General features: G+C 28.2%; 3 protein-coding genes. All 3 read left to right on the top strand.

Annotated features, from left to right (window positions below; translation table 11 throughout):
* Nucleotides 1-1,477, top strand: a 1,477-nt coding sequence (locus VK071_04625; GenBank protein HLR34598.1) for a phospho-sugar mutase, incomplete at its 5' end; no start/stop codon positions are given.
* A gap of 104 nt (nt 1,478-1,581) precedes the next feature.
* Nucleotides 1,582-3,984 (top strand): sugar phosphate nucleotidyltransferase, encoded by a 2,403-nt coding sequence (locus VK071_04620; GenBank protein HLR34597.1) that lies wholly within the window; start codon nt 1,582-1,584, stop codon nt 3,982-3,984.
* 25 nt (nt 3,985-4,009) lie between these two features.
* A partial coding sequence (locus tag VK071_04615) for a hypothetical protein (protein ID HLR34596.1) occupies nt 4,010-5,814 on the top strand: 1,805 nt, incomplete at its 3' end.

Below are 5,814 nucleotides of genomic sequence, written 5' to 3'. Positions count from 1 at the left end.
AAATTATATTTTAGAACAAAAAACTGAAGAAAAAGGAGTAGCAATTAGTTACGATTCAAGAAAAATGTCAAAAGAGTTTGCAATGCAAACAGCATTAATTTTTTGTGCAAATGGAATAAAAGCATATTTATTTGAGAATTTGAGACCTGTACCAGAATTATCATTTGCAGTAAGACAATTAAAATGTACAGCAGGGGTGATGATTACAGCTAGTCATAATCCACCAAAATATAATGGATATAAAGTTTATTGGGAAGAAGGTTCTCAAATTCTCGATAATATAGCTGAAGACATTCTCGCCAATATAAATGAAATAAAAGATTTTTCTAAAGTAGAAATTATGGAAAAAGAAGAAGCAATAGAAAAAGGTTTACTTACTTATATTGGAGAGGAATTAGATAATGAATATATAGATAAGGTAAAATCTCTTGCATTAAATGAAGATATAGATAAAGATATAAAGATTGTTTATACTCCATTAAACGGAACTGGTAATGTTCCTGTAAGGAGAGTATTAAAAGAAAGGGGATTTACAGAAATTCATGTAGTTCCAGAACAAGAAAACCCAGATCCAGATTTTACTACAGTAGGCTATCCTAATCCAGAAGATGTAAAAGCCTTTAATTATGCAAAAAAATTAGGTAAAGAAATAAATGCAGATTTACTTTTGGCAACAGACCCAGACTGTGATAGAGTGGCTTGTATGGTGAAAGATAATGATGGAGAATATATATTTTTAAATGGTAATCAAACTGGTGCTTTATTAGTTAATTATGTTTTAGAATCCAGAGAAAAACAAAATAATATACCTAAAGATGGTGTTATTGTAAAGTCAATTGTTACTGGGGATTTAAGTAAGGCCATAGCGTCTAAGTATAATGTTGGAACAGTAGAAACATTAACCGGGTTTAAGCATATATGTAATAAGGCCAATGAATATGATAAAACTAAAGAAAATACTTTTATATTTGGATATGAGGAAAGTATTGGCTATGTATATAGTACAATGGTAAGGGATAAGGATGCTGTAATATCTTCTATGTTACTATCTGAAATGGCAGCTTATTATAAGAAAAGAGATAAGACTTTATTAGATGAATTAGAAGAACTTTATATGGAGCATGGCTATTATAAGGAGAAATTAATTTCCATAGTATTAGAGGGAGTAGAAGGTATTGAAAAGATTAAGAAGGCTATGAAAAGCTTTAGAAATCAACCGATTAAAGAAATAGGGGATATGAAATTAATAAGTACTACGGACTATTTAAAAGATGAAATAGAGCACACTCCTAAATCAAATGTTTTAAAATATAGATTTGATGATAGTAGTTGGTACGCAGTAAGACCTTCTGGCACTGAGCCAAAGTTAAAAATATATATTTATTCAAAAGGAGATAATGAAGAAGAGGCTATTGAAAAGATAAAAAATATAGAAAAAGTTACATTAGATAGAATTAATTCTAAAACCTTGGTTTAAAACCAAGGTTTTTTATTTTTTATGAATAATTTTTCAATAATATCAAAAAATACTATATGCATATAGAGTTTGAATAAGGAGTGATTATTATTAAAGCCGTAATAATGTCAGGTGGGCAAGGAACTAGATTAAGACCCTTAACTAACCAACTTCCAAAGCCGATGGTTCCTATTTTAGGGAAACCAGTAATGGAATATGCAGTAGAATTATTGTTAAAACACGGTATTAAAGATATAGGTGTAACTCTGCACTATTTACCATTTCATATTATAGATTATTTTAATGATGGTAGTGATTGTGGTGTAAATATGAAGTATTTTATAGAAGATAAACCTTTAGGTACAGGAGGAAGTGTAAAAAATGCCGGAAATTTTTTAGACGATACTTTCATTGTAGTAAGTGGAGATGCATTTACTAATATAGATTTAGAATCAGCAATAAGATTTCATAAAGAAAAAGGTTCTAAAGCTACTCTTGTGTTAAAAAGAGAACCTGTACCTTTAGAATATGGAGTAGTAATAACAGATGAAAATGGAAGGATAACTAGGTTTTTGGAGAAACCTAGTTGGGGTGAAGTTTTTAGCGATACAATTAATACTGGAATATATATATTGGAACCAGAAGTTATGGATTATTATAAAAAAGGTGAAAATTTTGATTTTAGTAAGGATTTATTTCCAAGATTATTAGAAGATAAAATACCTATGTTTGGATATGTAACCGATGAATATTGGTGTGATATAGGAGATTTAAACACCTATATTAGCACTCATAGAGATATTTTAAGTGGCAAAGCAGAGGGAAATTTAAAATCTTATGAGGTAAGTGAAGGAATATGGGTAGGGCAAAATACTATAATTGAGGATAGCGTAAAGATTAATCCACCTGTTTATATAGGGAATAATAATGTAATTAAAAAAGGTACTGTTTTAGATTCTTATACAGTAATAGGTGACAATTGCTATATTGACAGAAATGATTATTTAAAAGGAACAGTTTTATGGGATAATGTTCGGATTGCAAATGAAGTAGAAATAAGAAGAGCTGTTATTTGTAACAATATAACTATAAACAAGAAGGTGAAAATAAAGGAAGATACTGCTATAGGCTCTTATTCAAAAATAGATACAGAAGCTTATATACAAAAAGGAATAAAGATATGGCCAAATAAAAAAGTAGGTGAAAAAATGATAATTGGTGAAAATGTAATATGGTCAACAAAAATGACTAATAAAATTTTCGGATATAGGAATGTTTCGGGGAAAATAGATGAGGATTTAACACCAGAAAGAGTCACTAAGCTAGGAATAGCTTTTGGATCCTGTATGAAAAATGGTGGCAAATATATTGTAAGTTGTGATGGTTCTAATATATCAAAAGCTATGAAAAATTGTATAACTACCGGTTTGCTTTTTTCAGGAGGAAAGGTAGTTGATATAGGTAATAGTCCTATATCTGTTTCAAGATTTGGAATTAGATTTTTTGGTGGAGATGGAGGACTATATATAAAGTCTAGCAATACAGACAAGAATAAAATATTTATTGAGTTTATAGATAAAAGTGGATCAAATATTGATAGAAATATGGAAAGAAAAATAGAGAACTGTCTTACCACTGAAGATTTTGTAAGGTGTAATGGAGAAACTCTGGACAAAGTTGTAGAAGTAGATAATTTTTATTCTATTTATAAAGAGGAAGGTCAAAAAACTATCAATAATAGAGCTTTAATTAAAAAAAATAAACCTAAAATTTTAATTGCTTCTAAATCTAACAATCTTTTGCTTTTAGTTGAGGAATATTTATCCTCTCTGGGTTGTATTGTAAAGACCGTGGATATGTCTAATGAATTTAAAGATGAAGTAGTTAGAGAAGAAGCAGATTTAGGTATATTTTATGAAGATAATGGGGAAAATATATTTTTAGTGGATAATAAAGGTAGGATTATAAAGAATGAAAAATATTTTCTTTTAGCATCATTACTAGGATTAAAAAGTGGTGAAATAGAAGAAATAGTAATACCTTATAATTTCCCTAGTGTAATAAATGAAATAGTAGACAAATATAGAGGAAAAATAATTATAAGTAAAACTTATCCAACAGAAGTAATGCGAGAAATGATAAAGAAGGATTATTTCTGTCAGTATATTTTAAACTTTGATCCAATATGGGGTTCTGGAAAAGTAATTGATTATTTAGTAGAAGATAAAAATAAATTAAGTGAATTAGTAGATGAGTTGCCAGATTATCACTATATTAAAAGAGAACTACCCTGTAATTGGGAGGATAAAGGTAGGATAATAAGACAGCTTATTGAAGAAAGTGAAGATAAAATAGAAATGTTTGAAGGAATAAAAATTAATAATGAGAAAGGTTGGGCTTTAATTTTACCAGATAAAGAAAGGCCTAATTTCAATATTTATATAGAAGGTTTTGAAGAAGAATATGCAGAAGAATTGTCTAGTTTATATGAAGAAAAGATAAAAACCATGTTGGAAGATAACACATAATAGATAGATTGAAAGGGAGATTTAGATGTATAAAAAATATACTTTTTTAAAGGAAGATAATCACAAAGAATTTATAGGAGCTAAAGATGTGTTATTGACTAGGGAAGAACTAATTAATTATGGAAGGGAATTAGGTAGATTACATTCAATGGGCAAAAAAAGGAATGTAAAAAAACTCCTCTTATATAGATTAGATAAAAATTTTAATATTATAGAAAATATTTATTTAAACTTCAATAATGATATAAGTGAAAATAGGTCTTTACCGAAAGCTGCAGAATGGTTGTTAGATAATTTCTACATAATAGAGCTTCAATACAAAAGGGCTAGGAGAAGTATTGAAAGTGAAAGGAAACTAGAGCTAACTACTTTAAAGTCCGGGCCATTCAAAGGCTATCCAAGGGTATATGCAATTGTGTTGGATTTAGTAACTCATTCGGAAGGAATAGTAACAGAAGAAACCTTAATAAGATTTATAGATGCATACCAGAAAGAAAAGGCTCTTACTATAAAGGAGGTTTCTTCTTTATCCTTAATGCTTAATTTAGCTTTATTAGAATATATTAAAGCTACTGTAGTAGTTATAGAAGAAATTCAAAAGAATTGGAGAGATGCAGAAAAAGTTAATCTTTCAACTCTTTTAGAAGAAGAAGTAATAAGCGAAATATTTAAAGCAGATACTTCCTATATAGAGCATTTACTTAAAAGAATTAAAAGAGAAAGAGAAGATTATAATTATGTAATAAGCTTTATTGATAGTAAATTAAACTATCTAGAATCAGATGTTAATTCAGTATTGGAAAAGGAGTATAAAAAGCAGGGTTCAATAAAAAATGCAGTAGGAAATGGTATTACAAGTTTAAGATCTATTTCTAATTTAAAATGGGAAGATATTTTTGAAGAGCTTTGTTTAGTGGAAAAAATACTTAAAGAAGATCCTAGTAATATATATGAAGCTATGGATTCTGAATCTAGAAGTTATTATAGGTATGAAGTAGAGAAATTGGCTAGAAGTTTAAAGACAGAAGAAGTTTATATTGCTAGCAAGGCTTTGGAATTTGCAAAAATACAGAAAAAAGAGGGCGAAACAGATAGAACCTGTCATGTGGGCTATTATATTATAGATAAAGGAAGAAATAAAATTTTTAAAAGTTTAGGCCAGACCAGTCCTAAAGATGGTATATATTATAAAAATCCTAAAGTCTATACCACTCCTATTATTTTATTAACATTATCTATAGTATTTTTATTCTCTTGTTATGCTTATTTAAGAGGTAATCTTTTTGTAAGTATAATTGTAGCTTTAATAACTCTTATTCCAGCTAGTAATATTTCAACAATTTTAATTAACTTTATTTATTCTAAAATTATAAATCCAATATTATTACCAAAATTAGAATTAAAGGATGGAATACCTGATGAGGCCTCTACTATTGTGGTAATACCCACATTGCTATTTAACGAGGAAAGAGTAGAAGAACTATGTGAAAACTTAGAAACTTATTATTTAGCTAATAAAGAAAAAAACTTATATTTTGCAATAGCTGGGGATTTTAAAGATGGACCAAAGGAAATAGAAGATGATGATAAAAATATAATAAATAAAGGTTTGGAATGTATAGAAAAGCTCAATGAAAAATATAGTACTGAAGAAAATATATTTTATTTTTTCCATAGAAAAAGGATTTATTCCGATAATGAAGAAAAATGGATGGGATGGGAAAGGAAAAGAGGAGCATTAGTAGAATTTAACGATTTAATATTAGGTAACGACAATACTACCTTTAATGTTATTTCTAGTGATATATCCGTATTGAGAGAAAAAATAAA

It is taken from the genome of Tissierellales bacterium (genome assembly GCA_035301805.1).
Lineage (GTDB): Bacteria > Bacillota > Clostridia > Tissierellales > DATGTQ01 > DATGTQ01.
Note: the sequence above shows the minus strand (reverse complement) of the source record. Positions and strands in the feature narration are given on the sequence as shown.